Consider the following 2,829-nt stretch of genomic DNA (forward strand, 5'->3'; position numbering starts at 1 on the left):
TATTCGCTATTATTAATACCAGGTACTAATAATAGATTACAAGAAAAGAGGAATTTCATGAATGCAGGAATTATAGGTTTAGGAACTTATGCACCTGAGAAGATTTTAACGAATGAAGACCTTGAAAAAAGAATAGATACATCGGATGAATGGATAAAAACAATGACTGGTATCCAGGAGCGTCGAATAGCTGCCCCTGGAGAAGAAAGTTCACATATGGCTGTAAAGGCAGCTAAGGAAGCGATAGAGGATGCAGGAATTTCTCCGGAACAAATAGGACTAATTTTGGTAGCAACAGTAACTCCAGATCTTCCTTTTCCAAGTGTCTCTACAATGCTTCAGGAACAATTAGGGGCTACAAATGCAGCGGCAATGGATATATCAGCTGCTTGTGCTGGGTTTATGTATGGTGTCGTTACTGCAAAGCAATTTGTAGAGTCTAAAACGTATTCTCATGTGTTAGTAATTGGTGTGGAAAAGCTGTCTAAAATTACAGACTGGGAAGACCGAAACACTGCTGTCTTGTTCGGAGACGGAGCAGGTGCTGTAGTTATCGGGGAGGTCTCAGAGGGCAGAGGGATATTGTCGTTTGAGCTAGGAGCAAATGGTAGTGGAGGAAAGTACTTGTTGCAGGACGGACCTTACATTACGAAGAATGGTCGAGAGGTATTTAAATTTGCAGTTCGTCAAATGGGTGAATCTGCTATTAACGTTATCGAAAAAGCAGGCTTGCAAAAAACAGATATCGATTTGTTAATTCCTCATCAAGCGAATATACGTATTATGGAGGCTTCTAGAGAACGACTAGAGTTGCCTGCTGAAAAAATGGCAAAAACCATTCATAAATACGGCAATACTTCATCTTCATCTATTCCACTTGCATTAAAAGAAGAAGTAAAAAATGGAAAAGTGAAAGATGATGATATTATTGTAATGGTAGGTTTTGGTGGAGGGTTAACTTGGGGAGCAATAGCGCTTAAATGGGGAAAATAATTTAATTTGTCGAAGGGACGGACATACATGACGAAACGTAGGGTTGTAGTAACAGGATTAGGTGCCGTAACACCACTAGGTAATGATGTAGAAACTACTTGGGCTGGTATTAAGGAAGGTAAATCAGGTGTCGGAATGTTAACAAGACTTGATGCATCTTTGTTTCCAGCGAAAGTTGCTGCAGAGGTAAAAGATTTTGACATAGAAAAGTATATTGAAAAGAAAGATGCGCGAAAAATGGATCGTTTTACCCATTATGCTTTAGCTTCTGCAATTATGGCTGTCGAGGATGCCAATTTAACAATCACAGAAGAGCTAGGTTTACGTACAGGCGTATGGATTGGTTCAGGTATTGGTGGAATGGAGACCTATGAGAATCAGTTCCGAGTATTTTTAGAAAAAGGAACGAGACGCGTAAGTCCATTCTTCGTGCCCATGATGATTCCTGATATGGCTGCGGGGCAAGTGTCAATTCATTTTGGGGCAAAGGCGATAAATTCATGTACGGTAACTGCTTGTGCATCAGGTACTAACTCTATAGGGGATGCATTCAAAGTCATCGAGCGAGGAGATGCAGATGTGATGATTACCGGCGGAGCAGAGTCCCCGATTACTCATATGTCTGTAGCTGGTTTCTGCTCCAATACGGCACTTTCCTTAAATACAGATCCTAATACCGCATCGAAACCTTTTGATGCTAATCGAGACGGATTTGTTATTGGTGAAGGAGCTGGAATCCTTATATTAGAAGAATATGAGCATGCTGTTGCTCGTGGTGCTAAAATCTATGCAGAAATAATAGGTTATGGTTCTACAGGAGACGCACACCATATTACTGCACCAGCACCAGAAGGAGAAGGGGCGGCTAGAGCGATGAAGCAAGCTTTAGACGATGCAGGAGTGTCTCCGAAGAAGATTGATTATATTAATGCGCATGGAACTAGTACGCCATATAATGATCAGTTTGAAACAATGGCTGTAAAAACAGTCTTTGGAGAACATGCATACCATTTAGCAATGAGTTCAACAAAATCCATGACGGGACATTTGCTGGGAGCAGCTGGAGGGGTAGAGGCTATATTTAGTGTATTGGCTCTTTATGAAGGCATCTTACCACCTACCACAAATTTGGAAACACCTGATCCGTTATGTGATTTAGACTACGTGCCAAATGAGGCAAGAAAAGAAGAAATTGACTATGCCATGAGCAATTCTTTAGGCTTTGGTGGACATAATGCAAGTATATTATTTAAAAAAATCAAATAAACAACAAAAAATCCATGTTCTTGTGAACATGGATTTTTTTTGCATATTATAGTTCTTTTAGAACAAATATATATTAAAAAGTATTAAAAAATAAGGGTATATTTAATTTATTTTCATAACATTTTTCCATTATTTAGACTAATTAAAACCTTGATATTCCAATGTTTATAATAATTTTGTATGGTTCAGAATATATTAAATAAACTAAATATATAAAAAACAAAGGAGATATGAGCATGGCAAACGAAGAAAGCAAGAAAGCTTTAGAGCTGGAGGATCAGCAGTTAGAAGAAGTCGTGGGCGGAAAATACGAAACCCGAAGCTTCGGCGGATTGACCTTTACGGGACACGTTGACAGGTATCACGGTATAATTGGACAAAACTACTATCTCACCTATGATTTTGACGATCAGTGGTTCTCGGGAACTTTAGTTAAATCCTACGAGAAGGAATTGAGCTTGGGAGGTACACGAAGAACACACGTACTCCGCATTATTATCAATAACGGCGTTAACTGTGCTGAATATGGATTCGAAAGGGAATTCAACGGCGACAGGTCTACCTTATACA

Annotated in this window: 3 protein-coding genes; all 3 read left to right on the forward strand. The window is 39.3% G+C overall.

Annotated elements, in window-relative coordinates; all coding sequences use genetic code 11:
- The first annotated feature begins 57 nt into the window (after window positions 1-57).
- Entirely contained in the window at window positions 58-993 is a 936-nt protein-coding gene (locus AC06OU_RS03970) for a beta-ketoacyl-ACP synthase III (RefSeq protein ID WP_475854124.1), read from the forward strand.
- Between the two features lie 27 nt (window positions 994-1,020).
- A complete protein-coding gene (fabF, locus tag AC06OU_RS03975) occupies window positions 1,021-2,259 on the forward strand; it encodes a beta-ketoacyl-ACP synthase II (RefSeq protein WP_475854120.1) in 1,239 nt (412 codons plus the stop codon).
- Window positions 2,260-2,495: 236 nt separating this feature from the next.
- Window positions 2,496-2,829: hypothetical protein (locus AC06OU_RS03980; RefSeq protein ID WP_475854122.1), on the forward strand; the 334-nt coding region annotated here is incomplete at its 3' end.

The sequence above is a fragment of the Psychrobacillus sp. genome, from assembly GCF_056205495.1.

Bases quoted from the DNA above. Each gene is read 5' to 3' on its own strand.
- AC06OU_RS03970 (WP_475854124.1), top strand. From the start codon at position 58: ATGAATGCAGGAATTATAGGTTTAGGAACTTATGCACCTGAGAAGATT.
- fabF (WP_475854120.1), top strand. From the start codon at position 1,021: ATGACGAAACGTAGGGTTGTAGTAACAGGATTAGGTGCCGTAACACCA.